At 57.5% G+C, this 17,727-nt stretch carries 21 protein-coding genes; 7 read left to right on the top strand and 14 right to left on the bottom strand.

Features of this window, described 5'->3' with window-relative positions:
- The 6 genes from P0120_01315 to P0120_01290 form a co-directional block, all read right to left on the bottom strand.
- Positions 1 to 759: a VirB8/TrbF family protein gene (locus tag P0120_01315; protein MDF0672968.1), complete on the bottom strand. Its 759-nt coding sequence runs from the start codon at positions 757 to 759 to the stop codon at positions 1 to 3.
- 64 nt (positions 760 to 823) lie between these two features.
- Complete coding sequence (locus P0120_01310) at positions 824 to 1,549, bottom strand: type IV secretion system protein (protein MDF0672967.1); 726 nt, start codon at positions 1,547 to 1,549, stop codon at positions 824 to 826.
- A gap of 2 nt (positions 1,550 to 1,551) precedes the next feature.
- Entirely contained in the window at positions 1,552 to 2,598 is a 1,047-nt protein-coding gene (locus P0120_01305; protein ID MDF0672966.1) for a type IV secretion system protein, read from the bottom strand.
- A 9-nt stretch (positions 2,599 to 2,607) separates the two neighbouring features.
- Positions 2,608 to 5,067: a VirB4 family type IV secretion/conjugal transfer ATPase gene (locus tag P0120_01300; GenBank protein MDF0672965.1), complete on the bottom strand. Its 2,460-nt coding sequence runs from the start codon at positions 5,065 to 5,067 to the stop codon at positions 2,608 to 2,610.
- Between the two features lie 20 nt (positions 5,068 to 5,087).
- Positions 5,088 to 5,429, bottom strand: a complete 342-nt coding sequence (locus P0120_01295; GenBank protein MDF0672964.1) for a VirB3 family type IV secretion system protein — start codon at positions 5,427 to 5,429, stop codon at positions 5,088 to 5,090.
- A gap of 1 nt (position 5,430) precedes the next feature.
- A complete protein-coding gene (locus P0120_01290; GenBank protein ID MDF0672963.1) occupies positions 5,431 to 5,778 on the bottom strand; it encodes a TrbC/VirB2 family protein in 348 nt (115 codons plus the stop codon).
- Positions 5,779 to 6,230: 452 nt separating this feature from the next.
- On the opposite strand from P0120_01290, the gene P0120_01285 reads away from it, so the two are divergent.
- The 3 genes from P0120_01285 (at position 6,231) to P0120_01275 (ending at position 7,470) form a co-directional block, all read left to right on the top strand.
- Positions 6,231 to 6,704 carry a JAB domain-containing protein gene (locus P0120_01285; GenBank protein MDF0672962.1) on the top strand — a complete coding sequence of 158 codons (474 nt, stop codon included), beginning with the start codon at positions 6,231 to 6,233 and terminating at the stop codon, positions 6,702 to 6,704.
- Positions 6,705 to 6,861: 157 nt separating this feature from the next.
- A complete protein-coding gene (locus tag P0120_01280; GenBank protein ID MDF0672961.1) occupies positions 6,862 to 7,152 on the top strand; it encodes a hypothetical protein in 291 nt (96 codons plus the stop codon).
- A 51-nt stretch (positions 7,153 to 7,203) separates the two neighbouring features.
- Positions 7,204 to 7,470, top strand: coding sequence for a tyrosine-type recombinase/integrase (locus P0120_01275; GenBank protein MDF0672960.1), 267 nt, complete (start codon positions 7,204 to 7,206; stop codon positions 7,468 to 7,470).
- Positions 7,471 to 7,584: 114 nt separating this feature from the next.
- On the opposite strand, the gene P0120_01270 is transcribed toward P0120_01275, so the two are convergent.
- The 5 genes from P0120_01270 to P0120_01250 all read right to left on the bottom strand — a co-directional run bounded on the left by P0120_01270 (position 7,585) and on the right by P0120_01250 (position 12,609).
- Complete coding sequence (locus P0120_01270) at positions 7,585 to 8,601, bottom strand: methyltransferase (protein ID MDF0672959.1); 1,017 nt, start codon at positions 8,599 to 8,601, stop codon at positions 7,585 to 7,587.
- A gap of 206 nt (positions 8,602 to 8,807) precedes the next feature.
- On the bottom strand, positions 8,808 to 9,941 hold the full coding sequence (locus tag P0120_01265; protein MDF0672958.1) for an inorganic phosphate transporter: 1,134 nt from the start codon (positions 9,939 to 9,941) through the stop codon (positions 8,808 to 8,810).
- A 10-nt stretch (positions 9,942 to 9,951) separates the two neighbouring features.
- Complete coding sequence (arsS, locus tag P0120_01260) at positions 9,952 to 11,007, bottom strand: arsenosugar biosynthesis radical SAM protein ArsS (GenBank protein MDF0672957.1); 1,056 nt, start codon at positions 11,005 to 11,007, stop codon at positions 9,952 to 9,954.
- 46 nt (positions 11,008 to 11,053) lie between these two features.
- Positions 11,054 to 11,422 carry a metalloregulator ArsR/SmtB family transcription factor gene (locus tag P0120_01255; GenBank protein MDF0672956.1) on the bottom strand — a complete coding sequence of 123 codons (369 nt, stop codon included), beginning with the start codon at positions 11,420 to 11,422 and terminating at the stop codon, positions 11,054 to 11,056.
- The gene (locus P0120_01250; GenBank protein MDF0672955.1) at positions 11,422 to 12,609 is read right to left on the bottom strand and encodes a methyltransferase domain-containing protein; all 1,188 of its coding nucleotides are present in this window, start codon (positions 12,607 to 12,609) and stop codon (positions 11,422 to 11,424) included. The genes P0120_01255 and P0120_01250 overlap by 1 nt, the downstream gene beginning before the upstream one ends.
- Positions 12,610 to 12,887: 278 nt before the next feature.
- Between P0120_01250 and P0120_01245 the strand changes: the two genes are divergently transcribed.
- The 4 genes from P0120_01245 (at position 12,888) to P0120_01230 (ending at position 14,571) form a co-directional block, all read left to right on the top strand.
- Positions 12,888 to 13,331 carry a heavy metal-responsive transcriptional regulator gene (locus P0120_01245; protein ID MDF0672954.1) on the top strand — a complete coding sequence of 148 codons (444 nt, stop codon included), beginning with the start codon at positions 12,888 to 12,890 and terminating at the stop codon, positions 13,329 to 13,331.
- Between the two features lie 9 nt (positions 13,332 to 13,340).
- Positions 13,341 to 13,706, top strand: coding sequence for a mercuric transporter MerT family protein (locus P0120_01240; protein MDF0672953.1), 366 nt, complete (start codon positions 13,341 to 13,343; stop codon positions 13,704 to 13,706).
- Positions 13,707 to 13,803: 97 nt separating this feature from the next.
- Positions 13,804 to 14,145 carry a heavy-metal-associated domain-containing protein gene (locus P0120_01235; GenBank protein MDF0672952.1) on the top strand — a complete coding sequence of 114 codons (342 nt, stop codon included), beginning with the start codon at positions 13,804 to 13,806 and terminating at the stop codon, positions 14,143 to 14,145.
- Positions 14,146 to 14,199: 54 nt separating this feature from the next.
- On the top strand, positions 14,200 to 14,571 hold the full coding sequence (locus tag P0120_01230; protein MDF0672951.1) for a carboxymuconolactone decarboxylase family protein: 372 nt from the start codon (positions 14,200 to 14,202) through the stop codon (positions 14,569 to 14,571).
- 194 nt (positions 14,572 to 14,765) lie between these two features.
- On the opposite strand, the gene P0120_01225 is transcribed toward P0120_01230, so the two are convergent.
- The 3 genes from P0120_01225 to P0120_01215 all read right to left on the bottom strand — a co-directional run bounded on the left by P0120_01225 (position 14,766) and on the right by P0120_01215 (position 17,561).
- On the bottom strand, positions 14,766 to 15,605 hold the full coding sequence (locus P0120_01225; protein ID MDF0672950.1) for a DUF1295 domain-containing protein: 840 nt from the start codon (positions 15,603 to 15,605) through the stop codon (positions 14,766 to 14,768).
- A 17-nt stretch (positions 15,606 to 15,622) separates the two neighbouring features.
- A complete protein-coding gene (locus P0120_01220; protein ID MDF0672949.1) occupies positions 15,623 to 15,919 on the bottom strand; it encodes a hypothetical protein in 297 nt (98 codons plus the stop codon).
- A 97-nt stretch (positions 15,920 to 16,016) separates the two neighbouring features.
- Positions 16,017 to 17,561, bottom strand: a complete 1,545-nt coding sequence (locus P0120_01215) for a DUF4403 family protein (protein ID MDF0672948.1) — start codon at positions 17,559 to 17,561, stop codon at positions 16,017 to 16,019.
- Positions 17,562 to 17,727 lie beyond the last annotated feature (166 nt).

Raw genomic sequence — 17,727 nt, 5'->3', positions numbered from 1 at the left:
CTATTTCTTCTCGACCATCGACAGGACTGATATGGGCGGCGTGATCGTCCCGATTTCCGCGTCCACCCGATAGCCCGTCACTTTGTAGCCAAGCGGGTTCTGGATCAGATCCTTTTCCTGCCCCTTCATCGTGTGGCGGTACTCGTAGGAGACGGTCGCGATGAAATACTGCGGCGGCTCCACGCTATGCGCGTCGGTCCGCTTCACCTGCTTCTCAAACCGCACCGTGGCCTTCGGTCCTATCGCATCGTTGTGGACCGTCACGCTCAACACGTTCACGCGCCATTCGATGCCGGTCCCCAACTGTTTGTCGCGGGCATGCACCCCGTCAAAGAGGCTCGCGTAATCGCGACCGATCTCATCCGTGCTCATCGCCAAGACCTGGTCGTAGTCGGCTTGGAGCAGCCGGTAGGAGTAGGACTCCCGCGCGATCACGTATTTCTGAGTCCAATGTTTATCGAGCAATTCCTGATAGCCCAGCACGGTCCGATCATCCGCCGCGCTCACCAGCTCCACGTTGCCGGTGGCGCGATCGATCGCGAAGACATAGGGCACGGTAGTTTTGAACGGGGCCAGACAGGCGATGCCTATTCCTAAGATCAGCGCCAGGGCGCAGGCGGTGCCCGCGACCCACCAGGCCTTTCGTTCCGACGCCTCCAATCGGAGCCGCCAGTCGCTATCCCAGTCACGGCCCTGATCGTAGAATTGCGGTTCTGCCGCCGCGCTCACGAGTGAGGGCGCTGTGTTTTTCTCCGTCATCGTTATTATCCTTTTGCCCTTTGCCGCACGCCTCTTACCTTCAGCCTCCTGCCTGTGGACAGGACTATGGCGTCCAGGGCGTCATGTGGTCGAAGGTCCTGGACGTACCGGGGGCCAACATCTTGAGGACCCGTTCCTGCTGTTCCTGTTGCGCGGCTTTTTCTTCCGCCTCGATCATCGATTGCATCGTCAGAATCCGATTCGTGTCGTTGCTCACCTGCGCTTGCTCCGCCGCGATCCGGCCATTGAGTTCCAGAATCCCTTTTTCGTCCTGGGTATCGTTAATGCGGGTCGTCAAGGCACGGATCTGTTGCATCCGGCCGAGCAACATTTGATAGGTGTTCGCGTAGTAGGCCTGACTTTGAGGCGTCTGGTTGAGCATGTTCTGACAGATGCGCAGCGCGTCGCCGGTCTTGCCCTCGCAGTTGTAGATCATGCGGTTGTGCCGGATGATCTGGGCCGCTGCGGTCAAGCCCTGGACCCCACCGGACCGGATGGCGTGGTACACGGCATTCACGTCGGAGGGGACGACCCCGGCTAGCGTGAGGTTGTTCATGAGACTGCCCATATTGCGCGAGCCCATGATCGCGTGAATTTGCTGGTCGGCTTGGAGGATCTGTTGCTGCATCTGTTGGAACTGTTGGATCCAGGCGAGGGCCTGCACGATCGATTGCACGAGATTGGCCGTGTCGATGACGGGAATTCCTCCGGCTTGGGATTTCGGCTCCGGACCAACGACGACCATCAGGGCCAAGCCGATCGCGATCACCGTGCGTTTTATGAGAAACATGCTTACTCCTTTCGCGTGACGCTGTTACGTAACCGCTCCAACGAGGCTCGTTGATAGAGGTCGCTTCCTGGCTGAGGCTTCCCAGAAGAGAGAGTGCTCAGCAGAGCGCGGGCCGCCCCAGTTCTCGGCCCACTCAAGGATCCTCCGGTGGAGGCCAGGGCCAACGGTAGAAAGCGACTCAGTCCGGACGGGACCGTCTGCAAGAGCAGGTGTCCACTTCTGATCCCATCGCCGCCTGGGTTCCCCAACGAGAGGCCGCCAGCCAAACTCGCCCCCAGCGACGCGACATGCAGCAAGACATAGGCGGCGGTGATGGAAAGAAACAGCAGGCCGACGACATCCGCCAGGATCGAGGTCGTTGAATAGGCTTGTAGGACATGCAAACAGGCGTTTCTCAGGAGGCTCGCTAGAAATGTGATGACCGCCATGATCAGGACATTGGTGAACACGGCGACCAGCGCGCTGGACAGCCAATTCTCCGCATAGCGCTGGGTCACGGGAAACATCGCGCAGAAGATGAAGGCCGGCCCGACCGAGAGCAGCAGGGCGAGGCTCACTTTTGCGACGAGAAAGAGCCCCATGGCGACGAAGGCCATCACAATCGACGCCGTGGCGCAGATTGCTCCCGCGATGAAGAGTGAGAATTGCGGGACCAGTCCGGAACTCGCTTCGGTGAACAGGGTTTCCATCAGCGTCGTGAAGGGATCGGCCATCTGGTCGATCGTCCCTCCCATCGAGAGGACCCCGCCGAAGGCCGAGGCAAAGGCTTCTTGAATCCCGTCCAATCCGTCCTTCACGAGGCTCCGATATTGAGGGCCGTTCAACGTCAGCCCGGTGATGAGCGCGACGCGAAACCAACGCCACACGAGTGCGGTGACCGGTTCCTGCACGTCGCCGCGCATGACTTGAAAGCCAGTCCAGATCACATACAGCGTCATCGCGGTCACGGCGAGCGGTGTGAGCACTCCGATCACGGCATCGCTGCTGGTTAAGACATAGTGGTCCAGCGCGTTGTTGACCGACTGCTCGATGTAGGTCGCCATGCCCATGGGGTTGCTCTACGAGACTCCTCTCATGTTCTCCCGCCGGAGTCGTTTCCTCGCCGCGATGCGTTCATGAAACAGCGGCAGCCAGTCTGTGGGATCGTCACCCACGTCGGCTCTGATCTGGTCCAACAGCGCCACGTTGTCCGTCGTGCCGGAGAGCACGTTTAGGAGATCGGTCATACCGCCCAGGTCGAATTGCACGATTGCGGAACTGTGACCCTGCTTCACCAGAAACAAACGGCTTGCCTCCCCGAGGTTTTTGATGATGTGAAATTCCGCCTCCGTCACCTTGAATCCCTGGACATAGTCGTCATGGTCGGCGCGAGGATTGGGCAAGAAGATCTGCGTTACGCTCTGTTCCACCATCGTTTTACCAATGGGATGTCTCAGCACGTCGGACGGCGATTGCGTCACAAAGACGCCGAGGCCGGATTGTTTCCTGATGGTCTTCTGTTTGTTGAAGGCAAAGTCCGCAAACAGCGGGTCTTGCAGCGGCTTCCAGAATTCCTCCATGACATAGATGAAGGGTTCTCCCGTGATCAGCCGTTCGGTCAGATGGAGCAGATAGGCCATGATCGGAGTGCGGACTTCGGGATCATCCAGAAAGTCCGTATAGTCGTAGCCAAATAATCGTGCGCCGCTGAGTTTGTGAGTGTCCTGCGGATTGTCGAAGGCCCAGCCCAGCGCGTGGCCGCGGGTCCATCGCTTCAACCTGGCCCTCACACTCTGGTCGCCGGTCGCCGGCAGGTTCTGGCGGAGGAGGGACAGACAACGCAGGTCCGGTGAGACCGATTCACTCATGACCGTCCGCACGGCCTGGCTGATCTCGCTCTGCTCCTTCGCGGTGAGCAATGGAATCTCGTCACCAGGCTGCTTCACGAGTTGCGCCACCAGCTGTTCGCAGAGTTGCCAGTTGTTGGGGTTGGGTTCGAGCTGGAAGGGATTGAAGCCGGTCGGCATGCCGCGTTTGAGCGACTGATACGTTCCACCCATGGCACGGATGCCGATCTCCGCGCCGCGATCCTTATCGAAGACCACACAGCGGAGGCCCTGGTACTTGGTGGCGAAGGCCAGGAGAGACAATTCAAGCGCAGTCTTGCCCACGCCGGTGCTGCCACAGATAAAGGTGTTGCCGGGATACTTCTCGTCGCGCGAATCCCGGTCTTCCGGGGACACGTGGAAATTGAAATAATAGGGTTGCCCGCTTGGGGTCTTGAACAGGGCGAGGGCTTCACCCCAGGGATTGCCCGCTCGTTTGCCGCGCGCGAAGTTGTGAAAGGGACTGAGGCAGACAAAGTTGCGGCTGGTGATCACGGCTTCGCGTGGCCGTAGACTCCAGTTGCCTGGGATCTGCGCGAACCAGGCACATTCGGGGATGACATCCACGCGCGCCATCTTGAACCCCGGCCCGTCCTGAAAGACGGCGCGAGCATCAGCGAGGGCGGTGCTCACCGATTCCATCGTGTGACCGAAAATGGCCAGACTGTAATGGTACTGGCCCAGGTCAATGAGCCCACTCTGCAGGTCATCCGCAGCCTGGTCCATCTGTTCGATCTCGCGCGTTGCCGCGTCTTCCGAGGCAATCAAGTGTCCTTTCTGGGTGTCGAGCGATTTGAGGGCTGCGCGTTTGTTGAGGCACGAAAAGCTCTGGGTCTCGATGTACTCGGCGTCGCTATAGAGCAGGCCGTTATTCATGCCTGGTTCGGAGAAGGGCGGGTATTCCTGCATGTCGAGAAACCCGGCGAATTTCTTCTCACGTGGGTGCCAGATTTCCAGCATGCCCGTCCGGTCGCCGAAGTGCAGGCGAGACGAGGGGAGGTAGGAGGCCAACGGTGCCCGGCGGAGCGGGATTTCCTCCCAGACTCCATTGATGAGGTAGCTCAGAAAGGCGAGCTGGTCGGAGTACAGGATGTCCTGTTTCGTGTAGGTGCCCAAGCGTGTGGGCCCATAGCGACTCAGACTCGCTTCGAGCTGCTTGCTCATGTCTTCAAGAATCGTCAGCTGTGCGGTTTCGTGCTCTCGTCGTTGGGCGAGGGTGCGCGTGGACATCCGAGTGAAGAAGCTGGCGACTTTGGACGGAAAGGGTCGGTAGAGCAGGGACAGGTACAACTCCGTCGCCATTTGTCGATGTTGAGTAAATGACTGATAGTAACGGTCGCTCAGGTGTTGGCAGAAGGGATTGGGGGAGGTGCCCTGCAACCGCTCGGTGACGACCCGTCGAATTTTATGCGACCAGATCGCGAAGGACCCGCCGCCCAAGGATCGGAGAAACTGGTGCAGCGCTTCTTTGCGCAGCAGAACTTCTGAACGGTCGGCTGTTTCAAACGTGATCCCCTCCAGTTTCCAGCAGGCCAGGTACTCGCCGCCGGTCAAAGTGATGACGGTGGGCGTGATCGCCGTGCCCAGCGGGATATAGTCACTCGCGGGAATCTGGGCGGACGCGGCTTTCGTCAGGGCGGCTCTGGTTATCATGGTCATAGGTCTCTTGATACTCAACTCTTCCACCGTGCTCGTCTGGTCTTCCAGGACAGGGGGCCATAGGAAATGGCACCCCACGTGGTGCGACTCGGTCCATGCCGGAGTCGCATCCGCGCCCGCATCATCACCTGGCGCAATCGCTGATCGTCCATCTTTGTCGTCTGGCGCATCCAGAGCAGGATGGGAATCGTGATCAGCACGATCCCAAGCGAGACGTAGCCGCTCACGAGGTAGTACAGCCAGACCGACACCAACAGCGTCAGGCCGCCGATCAGAATCAGGGGCACGATCGGCACGCCGCCCAACATTGCGGGCCTCGTGCAACCGGTGAAGATGGGATCGCGAAATCCGTCCATGCTAGTTGATCAACCAGGCCGCGATGCCCGCAGCGCCGCCCACTAAGATGCCGCCGATCACAACGTTACTCACGTCGGACCATTGGGCATGGCTGAAGGCCATCTTGAAGCCCGCCCACATGATGGCGACGGTAAAGAGGGTCACCGCCACACTCGTCAGGACCGTTTGCACGTTTTGCATCACCGTATTCACCTTGGTGATCTGGGCCCAGGCCGGCTCCGATTCCACCAGGATGACCACCCCGAGGAGCCACGAGGCGGCACCAACTAGACTCCCATTCCCTCGGCTGACCCCTCGCACGGTCCCTGTCCCTGACTCCCTCTCCTGTGTCACACCCGCTCTTGTCATTACCTCTCCCATCTTCCCTTCCTTTCTGTGAAGTGGCTTCTGTGGCGAGTTTGCAGAGCCTCTTGCTCGCACTTATCGCCAAACGGGGGTGACATGTAGTGAGGTTCAGTTTTTGATGCAAGCCTGTTGGAACTACGTATATGCGGAGAGGACGGCTGAAAACAGTAGGGTGGAGAGGGGTAGATTCACTGCAACGAAGTGATTCAGTAGGGCGCGTTCAGGGGTCATCGTCGATCGATCGGAACTTGTTTTGCCATGGAAGGTCGGTGGCCTGCCGCGCACGGATCGCCTGACGCAGCGTCCGCGCCAGCGAGAGCCTGTCACGGTCGCCGCTGAGTGCTCATCCGCCCGTGCTGCTTCGGCAGTCCTCGCCCTGTCACCTCCGTTGTCCTGCCCTGGCGCTTCGGTTTCTGCGAAAGCGCCAGTTCGTTCAACATGCAGGAGGTGCCACCATGGCCAAACAATCCGTCAACCGACTTCCCATTCCACAGTTCATTCCGCGCTACCGGGTCACGCTCGTCGCTGAGGGCGGTCACACCGCTCCATACGGCGCTCTTCGTGATTCCGCTGCCGCAGCAGCGGCATTGCGCCCGTGCTTTGTCGGGCTCGATCGCGAACAGTTCCTGGTCTGTTGTCTGGATGCCAAGAATGTCAGCATCGGCGTGAATATTGTCTCGATCGGCACACTCACTCTTAGCCTTGTGCACCCTCGTGAAGTCTTCAAACCGGCCATCCTCCTCAACGCCTGTGCGATCATTGCCGTCCACAATCATCCGTCCGGAGATCCCACGCCGAGCCCTGAGGATCGGACGCTCACCACACGCCTGCGCGAAGCTGGCGACTTGCTCGGCATCAGGCTCCTCGATCACCTCATTCTCGGTGATGACCGTCTCTATAGTTTTGCAGATCAGGGCTGGCCGCTGTGAGGTGACAGCGAAGGTTCAGTCGCACTTACCGTCGATTATCCTTCCCAGCAGATGACGCATGGCGATACACTCAGAAGATTCCAGGTCTCTACCACAAGTGGTGGGCTGCTCCAGACATAGCGGACGCCTAAAAAATAGGCAACATGCTGAGGAGCCCATGATGCGCTGTCACTCGTATACGCAAGTCGATTTGTTCACACGGTTATCCCCAGAAGATGGGGACGACGGGCTGAGCGTGATGGCCTATCTGATGCTGAAGACGGGGTTGCGCACCATTGAAGTCAGTTGGGCACGGATTGAACATCTGCAGGAGCACGTGCCGGGAGAAAAATGGAAGCTATGGGTGCATGGGAAGGGGAGAGCATCGGCCGATGAGTCCATGCAGGTGTTGCGGGAGGTCTATGACAAGATCCAAGCCTATCTGCGGCTCCGGCCGGAACCACCGTAGGGAAGTGATCCGCTGTTTGCGACGACGGTCTGTTATGATCGAGGTGCGAACGTGGTGACGGCTGCTGGAAAGCGGCTCTCCACGCGGGCGATTCACCGCGTCATTACGGAGGGACTTTTGTTAGCGGGCGTCAAGAAGCCGGGCATCGTGGTCCATGGTCTGCGGCACTCGACCACGATGTTTGCGCTGCTCAATGACGCGAATCCCACGCGGGTACAGAAGATGATGCGCCATCAGCATTACGCGACGACGGAAATCTATCTTGAAGAAGTGCAACGGTTACTCGAAGGAGCGGAAGATGCGGTCACGCAAATATAATGGCACATGGAACGGGTTCGTGTCACCGCATCTGACCAGCTGATCGTGGAGGTTCCGATCTATATGCGTTAAGACACGACCATAGCCTACAAGACCGAGAACTCTGTGTTCTCCTTATACAGGAACTCCCTCGACGATGCTCAGTGAGCATTTGGTCGGGATGACTCGGGTTAGCTTCAACCGCGCTGCGGCAAATAGTGCAGCAAATTCTTCCTTTGTCCGCTCGCGTCCTCCTATGATGAGCATCTGAATGTCGAGGAGCTTGCCCCAGCTGGGATCGTTCCCGGGGGCAATGACGTTGTCAACGACTAAGACTTTCCCCTTCTCATTCATGGCTGCGCGGCAGTTGCTGAGGATCTTGACGCATGCCTCGTCGTTCCAATCGTGCAGAATGTACTTCATGAGATAGGCATCGCCCCCCTTCGGCACGGCATCGAAGAAGTCTCCGGATTCGAGTCTGCAACGTTCCGTGATGCTCTTCGCCGTCATATGGCGGTCACTCTCAGCGCGAGCGATGACGGGGCTTCGGTCAAAGAGCACGCCTTGGAGTCGCGGGTTTGCTTTAAGAATCGTAGCCAGAAGGCTCCCGTGTCCCCCGGCGACATCGACGAGCGTCCGGATCCCTGAGAACTTATAGGCCGCGGCTACTGCGGGGTTCTCGATCTGGGAGATACTCGTCATCGATTCACCAAATACCTCAAGATCCTCCGGGTGTTTCTCAAGATATTCAAAGATCGGGACCCCGTGAGCCTTTAGGAACGGGACCTCACCGGTCTTCACTCCGTAGAGGAGTTCCTTCCAGGAGTCCCATCCCCAAGTGTCGTTGATCATGAGCGCCCACGCATACATGGAGCCTGAAACGCCTGTCTGAAGTGTGGTAGCAAGCGGCGTCAGCTTGAACCGTCGACCTTTAGTTTCTGTAAAGATGCCGACGCTCGCCAGGGCGCGGAGAATTCGGTAGAGCGGCTCTGGCTGCACGCCGGCAGCTGTCGACAAATCTTCGACAGTCCTTGATCCTTTTCCCAGTAGATCCGCCAGTCTGAGTTTCGCGGCCACATGGATGAGGCGGGCGACCCAATATCCGATAGCGAGATTCCGCATTATTTCAGCAGGTGACTGTTGTTTGGCCATAGTACGTCTCCGTGAAGGTGTATTGCTTTGTCGTGTTGTCGAAGAATTGGGCTGTGTCTGAGCAAGCCGGGCAGCATTGTACGAGACATCCGTACGCTGATGGAAGCGTTTCGTGTGCAAATTGGGGTTCCGGTACCATTGCCCGGAAAATCTGTCCATCGCTATTGCCCGCTTACACGCGCCCCCTGACACAAAGGTTCGATCTCTTACACCAGCTTGGCAAACAAATGATAGGCGAGTGCAGCAAGTAATGCGGAGGCAGGAAGCGTGACGACCCAGGCGAGGACCATATCGCGCACGGTGGGCCATCGAATGCTGCTGATGCCGTTTAACAATCCAATACCGATGATAGACGAACTGCTGACATGGGTTGTTGAGACCGGCAACCCCATCACAGCGGATACAAACACCAGCGAGGAAGTGGTAAGGTTCGCAGATAACCCTTCGCTGTGATCCATTCGTGTGACATTCTCGGCGAGGACTTGCGTGACACGGCGTCCTGCCACATAGCTGCCGAGGCCCATTGCCACCGCTACGCCGATGAGGGCTATCGCTTGAAAAGACCCACTGGACCAGGTGGTGACGGCACTGCCCAACAGCATAATGGCGGCTATCTTGGGGGCGTCATTCATTCCCCGGGCCAAGGAGGCTAAACCACTTGAGCACCAATGGATACTGTCCAAACCAACAACAAGGCCCTTCAGTCCCGCCCGATCGCACTGGGCCGGAACTGTCACCACAGGTTGTCCCAGGGCTGCCGTCTGAAACAGCGTGCGCGTGGCACCTTGGGTATCGATCATAACCAATGCTCTGGCAGTCGGCATCACGCAGAGACAGGTGCCTTCCCACCGTGCCGCAAGCGTGCGGACAAGAGAGTGGATCAAGCCCGAGACCATCAACGCCAGCAGTGGACTCAGAATGAGCGGTAATAGAATTTTCTTTCCAATTCCCTCCCACAGAAGGCCCTCAGTCCCAAAAGCGACAAGGCCTGTCCCTACGATCGCGCCGGTTAAGGCATGGGTGGTGGAAACAGGCAAACCGCTCCGGGTCGCGACCAGCACCCAGAGGACAGCGCCGGCGAGCACGGCAGTCGCAAGGATGGACGATGAGGCAACGCCTGGCGCCAGGAGCCCTTGGCTGAAGGTCTTCACCATCGCGGTGGCGACCAGTCCCGAAAGCCCAGCGCCGACGGTCGTCCAGAACGTTCCCCATAAGATGGCGGTCCGATAATCGGCGACGCCGCTGCCTACGAGGGTGGCAATAGCCTTGGACACGTCGTTCGCGCCATTGGCGAAAGCCAGAGATAACACCAAGAGACATGTGAAAAGTGACAAGTCCATATGTGTTTGCCTACTGTGTGGGAGTTGCCGTCATCACCGCTCCGCCGCAGGACGAGCCAGCCCCGGCCGTGCACCCGTAGCAGTGGTTGCCCGTCACAATCCTGCGTGTGCTGAGGCGGGTGGGATCAAAGTCGCGAATATGGCGCGGCATGCCTTCCTTGACCGGCAGCGTAAGCATCTGATTGAAGTCGCAATCATACAGCGTGCCGTCCCACCCCACGGAAATCATCGATCGGCACATGACGCCTGCCGCAGTGGCAGGGTTGAAGGCAGTGGCCAGGCGTTCCATATAGGCATCGTAATTACCACTTTCGATCAGGAACTCGAGGAATCGGCTGATTGGCATGTTGGTGACGGTATAGAGATGGTTGAACTCAATGTCGTATCGTGTCCGGAGCTCTTTCCGAAATTGGGCTTCGATCGCCTCTTGCTTCGGCGGGAGAAACGCGCCGACCGGATTGTACACGAGGTTCAGGGCGAGGTCGCTCTCCGGTCGCCCGTATCCGAGTCTGTTAAAACGTGTGAGGGCCTCGATGGATTTCTCAAAGATTCCTCCCCCCCGCTGCGCATCAGTCTGACTAGCGCGATAGGCCGGAAGTGAGGCGATGATTTCAACGTGGTGGGCAGCCAAAAATTCAGCAAGATCCGCTTGAGAGGGAAGCAGTAAGACGGAGAGGTTGCACCGATCTATCACATGACGCCCGAGGGCACGGGCCCGTTCGACCAGCCGGCGAAAGTTCGGATTGAGCTCCGGTGCCCCGCCCGTAATATCGATGGTGGGAATGTCGGTTTTCGCCAACGCCGCGAGACAGAGATCGGCTATCTCATCCGACATGATTTCAGTACGATCCGGTCCCGCATCGACGTGACAATGTCGGCAGGTTTGGTTGCAGAGTTTGCCGACGTTGATCTGAAGGATGGTGATCCCCGTGGCATGGAGCGGGAATAAGCCGGCCTGATCGAGACGCCGTTCGAATGGAGGACACCCGACTGTACCCATAAGAACCTTGAGTTGTTCATCGGAGGAGGCAAGAGGATTCTGTCGTCCGAGTAAAGTCAGCGGCATGGTTGTGTCTCCGTGAGCACGCGAGAAGCACCTCGAAAATCCACCATCACGTCAGCAGGTGTGTCCTACGCTTAACATGGCTGAACACCGGATCCGGGAAGCGCAGCTCGCAACATCCGAAGTTGAGCGCCCGTCCTTGCCGATGGGCGAGCAGGGGTTGAACCTTTGGTGCAATGCGATAACACACCTGCTGGCCCGCCCGAATTCCTTCGACTAATCCGGCATCTCGGAGAATACGGAGATGATGGGAGATGTGCGGTTGCGGACAGTGTAAGCACCGCACGAGGTCCGTCACGCATTTCTCCTCAACCAGTAACGACTCCAGGATACGCAACCGCGTGTGGTCCGCCAGGGCCTTGAGCGTCAGGGCGCATTGGTCCACGGTAAGCATAATTCCGGTGGAGCCGGGCTTCATCAACAGCAGCCTCCGTCAGGTGAACAGGTCACAGGCTCCCCACTCACGTGTTCGCCGGCTCGATTCAAAATGGCGAAATGTGGCCGGTACCCTTGAGCCTCCAGTACTGCCACCGTTTTGGAGCAGACCTCCAAAGGTTCTCCTCGGCGATAGGTATGGTGATCGTCGTCCTCAACTTCCACAAAGGGGCCAGCCAGCAACGCATAGTGGCCTTGCCAGGTGCAAGAAACATTGTCGGACAAGACGGCGGTCCAGCGCGGATCGTTGTGGTCGAGTGGTACGGGCTCGGTGGTCAGGAGAAAGTGGTCAATGAAAGGAGGAGCACTCAACAACAGTGCATCGTCAGGCGTGATTGGGTGTGGGATGCCACGGTGATAGGTCGTGCCTCGTTCATCGGTCACTCCACTGAAGGGGCCTCGAAGCGTGGCGTACCCGACTGAAGCCGTCGTTGCTGCCAGTGGTAGCTTGTAACCGGTCAACGTCACCGAAAAGAAGTGGATGCCATCGATCACGCGCCAGGGTGAAAACTTGACGAGATGGATACCGAGAAAGCCGACTGCCGCTATACCAGCCATGTAGTCCGCGAGCGTCAACGCGCCTGAGAGACAATCCCCCCATTTCTCCGCATCGTGAGCCAAGTATTGAGGGACTTGTTGGTCCGACACGATGTCAGAGATCGTAAAACGCCCACCTGGTTTGGTGACACGGAACATCTCCCGAAAGACCGTGCGTTTATCCGGTGCCAGGTTAATGACGCAATTGGAAATGATGAGATCGATCAGGTTGTCGTCCACCGGCATGGTGTCCGCCATCCCTTTTCGAAACTCCACATTCAAGGAGGCATAGCCCAGATTCGCTGCGACGATCGGTGCATTGCGGCGCGCGATCTCCAACATCGTGTCTGTCATATCGATACCGATCACATGCCCGGATGGGCCGACCAGTCGCGAGGCCTCGAAGCAGTCGATTCCTCCACCGGAACCAATATCGAGGACTGTCTCGCCGGAACGGACGGTCTGTAAACCGGCTGGCGTGCCGCACCCATAGGAAATCTTGAGCACCTCGTCAGGGATAAACGATTTCAGGTCCGCGAGGTCGTAACTCGTCGGACAACACATCTGCTCGCCTGTCGCGGCAGCCCGTGCGTATCGGTCACTCACAGTTTTGGTGATGGTGTCGATCGGCATGGTCCCCTCTCTTAGGAAGATAAATCGCTCTGGAATGATCCGTCCATGTATCGATCCCAGATCTATCGAGATAGCTTGATACATCCATATACAGGGAAAGGCATATCGTTTCTGTGAGCTGGCTTACAGTCACACCACCTCCAGAGACTGGCCCGTGCAGGCGGCTCAGGAAAGTCACACGTTCAAGAGATCCTTAGAGCTAGGAAGAGGATGAAAGACACGCAACCTTCTTGACTCGGTACTATAGTACAGGGTGTATCGTCATCAATGAGGTGGACATGCCGACCAAACTCACAATTGGACAGCTCGCAAAAGATGCTGGGGTGCATATCGAAACGATTCGCTACTACGAACGACGCCACATACTCGGCCCCACCTCTCGGTTGCCATCCGGCTACAGACTCTACAACCACGAGGCGCAGCGACGTCTCCGCTTCATTAAAAATGCCCAGGCGTTGGGTTTTACACTCCATGAGATCGAGGAACTCCTCGATCTTCGTGTCAGATCGACGGCCCGCTGTGGGGATATCCAACAAAAAGCGGAGGCCAAGTTGAAACATGTAGAAGCCAAAGTGCGGGATCTGCAATCGCTTGCGACGGGGCTGAGGAGGTTAATCCGCACTTGCCGAGCTCAGCGGCCGACAGCGCACTGTCCGATTCTGGCGAGTCTGGAAGAAAAGCGAGCGGGCTCCACAAGGAGTGAGCAAAAGAAAAATGGGTGAGGGCCACCATTGACGAAAGGCGGAACGACAACAATTGTTGGTGGGCTCGTGGCCGCCTTCTTCGCCTCGATCTGCTGCATCGGGCCGGTGGTGTTTGCCGCCCTCGGTGTTGGTATTGGGGCCGCAGGATTTCTGGCTGACACGGCCGGATTTCTGAAGGCACTCTTGCCCTATCGGCCGGTCTTCATCAGTCTGACGATGCTTCTGCTGGGTATCAGCTTCTATCTTGCTTATAGGAAGCCAGTGTCAGCAGGATGCATGCCGGGAGAAGTGTGTACTCAAGGAGATCTGAAAAGTGGAGACAGGATATGGCTCTGGATCATGGCATCCTTGGCGTTGGCACTTGTTCTGGCACCGTATTGGTTGAGTGTATAAGTTTTTGAAAGGCGAGGGATCTGAGCTATGAGTCGTCATGTTCCGTCCAACCGTTCTTCCCCTGGGAAGCAGGGTGATGGAGAGGAGGAAACCGCCCATGTGGAAACTCGTTGTGATCGGTGCAGTCATCCTGAGCCTGACCGGGTTCCAGGAACGTGTCGCGGCAAGCTCAAGCCAGCAGACCGTCACATTGCTGATCGATGGGATGACCTGCGGAGGGTGCGTCAAGGACGTGAAAGCTGCGCTGGCCAAATTGCCTGGCGTTAGTGCCGTAGAATTCACCATCGCAAAGAAGTGGATCTTGTTCTCCGACTACGCGGACGCGCGCGCCGTGGTGATATTCGATCCGGAGAAAAGTGGTGTGGAGGTGTTGATCAAAGCTATAGAAGGCGCCAGCAGCCCGCTATCGGCATACAAAGCGCGGCAGGTGCAGCCATAGCTGGCGGCTACAGCGAATCAATGGAGTATTGTAGGCGAGAGGATGGAAATCGTCATGACGGAACCCACAACGAAAGAAACCGAGCTATTTACTGAATTGAGAAAGCTGAGTCCCAAAGTCACTGGCGGGCTGCTGCGTATGCGGCAGGAAGCCTATCGAGATGCAACCGTCGCAGCCAAGTACAAACTGCTCACGGCCATGGCGATCTCCATTGCGATCCGATGTGAGCCCTGTATCCGAGCCTATGTCAAGATGGCGTGCGATAAAGGCATCACAGAAGAGGAATTGATCGAGTTCCTGGAAGTTGCCATGACCATGCAGGGGTGTCCTGGTGAAGAATGGGCCCTGAAGGCGTACCAAGCCTATAAGGAATATGTGAGCGGAACAGAGCCAGGCGAGAGTAGTGGCATATGCTGTGCGCACTGAATTTTTTGTGGGCAAGTCTGGGAGAAGTGGTTTCTGTCACCATTTCGCTTCCCAACCGGGATGCGACCGAGTCATGTAACTGGCACCGGGAGGGGGACGTCATTGTTTGAGATCTTGTCCCGTTCACAGAGTAATGGGGGGAGGGACGATGTGCAGTCCCCTCTTGACCGGAGCCTTGGGATGGGTGATCCCGTTTATTGTTTTTTGGGCCGGCTACGTGGGGAATAAGGAGACGTGTCTGGCCTCGTCCGAGGAAACCACGGGAAAAACGCGTTGGTGGTAGCCTGATAGGCTTTATATTCTTCTCCTCGACTGACAAGGGCCTGCGCTTCTGCGCGCGGAATACCTGTTACTTTTAGTAGTGCAATCCCCATCCCGATCGGCCCGATCCAGGTATACGCCCAACCCGGCATTCCCAGCGTCATTACGACATAGGAGCACCAGTGCAGCCATTCAAAGAAATAGTTCGGATGGCGTGAGTAACTCCACAGGCCCTCGCGACAGACGCGGCCCCGCTTGCTCGGATCGGCGCGGAACCTGGCAAGTTGTCGATCTGCCGCTGCTTCGCCGGCCACGGCCACAGCCCAGATCAGTAACCCGACCAGCTCGACTACCGTGATCGATGTCCGTGGATTCCAAAGCAACACTAAAAACGGGAGTGAAAAGGCGGCTAAGGCGAGGACTTGCAGCTGAAAGTACCAGAACATTTTTGAAGGCTCGGTCTCACCCCATTCCTCCCGGAGTCGGCGATACCGGGCGTCTTCCGGTTTCCCCTTTACGCGATTGAAGAAAATGTAGAGTCCGAGTCGTCCCGCATAGAGTGTCACCAACATCACGGTCAGGAGTTTCCGCTCGATCCCGCCGGGAGCGTGCGTGGCATACCACAACACGACGACAATCAGTCCCCCGCACCATCCGATGTCCCCGATTGCGGCATTCCTTGTTCTCTGTTGCACAGCCCACAACGCGGCCATGCCGACCGCTATGACGAGATAGGCCGCCACGACAAGGGGCAACGGATCTGATAGAAGCATCCTCCCTTCTGGTCCCATCATCCCTTATGCTTTAGGCTCATCGTCCCATAAGTCCACTCGCTGAAATGCCACACGTCCATACTCATGGTCCGGGGGACCTGGTCGGTGTGCGCCACTATCGGGGCCAGCATCGGCGGCACTGGTTGTTTGTCATTGGTGTCATCGGTGACGTCCGCGGCAACAATGAATTGTGCCCGCGCATCGACCGCCGCTTGGCAGGTATACCCTTGGACGATGCTCGGCCTGGCCCCGGCATCCGGCATGAACCGGCTCTCCGAGTCGGTGAAGTTGCGCTGGGCCTTCGGATGCGGCACCGGGCTGATGGACTGCGGCGGTCGGCTTCGACGTGGGCCGTCTGTCCTGTGCGTCTCGCGGACTGCCTATGTGCCGAGAAGGTCTCTGGATCGCCGATTAGGGCTCGTTGCTGGCGATCACATTGAGCGTTCCGTTGCTCATCGCTCGAACATGGAGCACATCGATATCGGCGAACACGGCAATCCCTTGCATCGACGTGACCGTTCCCTGCATCGAAACAGTTGGGGTCAGCGTTCGATTCAACCCGGTTCTCAGAGAGTCGCGTATCCGATCGATCATCGGCGTCACCCCAAGCGCGATTTCAGGAGTAATAGTTTCTCGGAGCGGCACGTCATTGAACCAGGCTGGGGCCGATGTTTGAAGCAGTTGTGTGGTTCCGAGATCATACCGAAGGCCACTGAGATAGACCGCCTGTGTCATCGTGTTGATTTCCAGCTTCCCGATCAAATACACGTAGCCCCGCGCATCTCCAGTGAACTCCACGCGTAGGAGCACTTGGTTATTGCCTAGACCGAATATTCCTGCACCGGTTATCGTGATAAAATTTCCCTTAGTTTCAATCCGCCTCCCTCTCAGCTGTTTCGAGAGCGTCTGGGAAAGTGTGCCGTAGTCAACTTGGATATCGGCCAAGACATGAAATTTCTCAGACACGGGTTGCTTCTCGGTATAAGCGTCCTGGACATCAGCTACACCACGAAAATCTGTAGAGACCGCTTCTGTCTCGAGTGGAGGAAGTGCTGTGGACGATACTGGTGGCTCCGCTCCACGAACGATCACAGGCTGCGCGGTGATGCGAAGGGTGTCCTTGACGACATGGCCATCTTTTGAAAATCCGGCATGCCTCACCTTGTCGAGGTTGAGCAGAAGCCAGATATCTGGCTCCAATTGGATGGGATTGCGGAGCGCCGTCCAGACATCCTCTGCGCGAGGTTTGACATTCAGCGTGTTGAGACGCGAGACGGCGTTGTTGAGACCTCCCTTGACCTGATCCGAGAGTGCGGTGTTGACGGCCTGCTGCAGAACTAGATCCCCGTTGCGGAACTTGCATGGCTCGGCGGAATGTACGGTCACCCTGCGGAGGGAGCCAGACACACCGTAATCAGGCGTCATCTCAAACGCAATGCTTCCATGGAGTGTGGCTTGTTTCGGCCATTCGTTCCCATCGCCACAGTGCGCCGCTGAATCAGTACCCTGCGAATGTGGACGCACCCCGATCTTATAGCGGAGTGGCGTACTCACGAAGAGGGTGCTGCCCGAAAGGTTGATTTCCTTCCACCAGTCTCCAATCGATAGCCTCGGCTCCGTATTCCTGACCGGGTGAGCCGCCCGTTCGATCGAAAAGTCATCTCGTTCCGCATAGTATTTGTACTCCCCGCCTTTCGGGTGCTTGATCAGGCTTCCCCACTGATCAAACTTCTTGGCGATCACGCTCGGATCGTTTACGGCATGGAGAAAGTCTGAAAGGTCCAGCTGAATCGGTACGTCAATGACGGACTCCGTAATCTGCGGCGGCGGCGCTGCTGCAGGCGGAAGCCTTTGCGGAGCGGGTGGGCGCAGGACAAACTCGGTATCAGCACAACTCGTCAGGGACAGGACCAACCCCATCGTCGCCACGAAATGGTATCTAGACGTGAAAAACATAAGCAGCCTCCTTTTCCTCTCTCCCGCGACCATGGGGCCGTCTCTCGAGGAGCTGGACGACCAAACCTAGGGAACGTCTGATGCATTCACGTTTGCGCTGAGCGCTCTGTTCCCGGATTGACCATGCAGCAGTTGAGGCAACACCTTCCTCAACCGGTGGATCAGT

The organism is Nitrospira sp., assembly GCA_029194675.1.
Taxonomy (GTDB): Bacteria; Nitrospirota; Nitrospiria; order Nitrospirales; family Nitrospiraceae; genus Nitrospira_D.
Note: the sequence above shows the minus strand (reverse complement) of the source record. Positions and strands in the feature narration are given on the sequence as shown.